This is a genomic window from Nocardioides abyssi, from assembly GCF_030412915.1.
GTDB classification, from domain to species: domain Bacteria; phylum Actinomycetota; class Actinomycetes; order Propionibacteriales; family Nocardioidaceae; genus Nocardioides; species Nocardioides abyssi.
The window spans coordinates 1-273 of record NZ_JAUHJR010000215.1 but is presented as its reverse complement, the minus strand read 5'-3'; the positions used below and the strand labels follow the sequence as shown (position 1 = coordinate 273).

Genomic DNA, 273 nt, shown 5'->3' with positions numbered 1-273 from the left:
GAAGCCCTTGACTGCCGCTGCCGCCGCCCTGACCGTCTTCACGTCACGCGGCCCTGAACCCCTGGTCCGTTGGAGCGGGTGGACGCCGGTCTGGAACACCACCATGAACTCGGAGAGGTCCCCGAACTCCGCCTCCTCCCACGCCAAGCCCCGTGCATGAAGGAAGGTGAACAGCGCCGCGAGGTGCTGGCAGTACGCCTTCTCCGTGTTGACCGAGCGCTTGCGAGCGGATAGCGCCAGCACGTAGTCATCGACCTCAGGGAGGGGCAGACC

General features: G+C 66.7%; 1 protein-coding gene. It reads right to left on the bottom strand.

Translation table 11 applies throughout. The annotated features are described in order from the left end of the window. On the bottom strand, positions 1-273 hold a 273-nt coding region (locus QWY29_RS20540; protein WP_300963074.1), incomplete at both ends, for a site-specific integrase.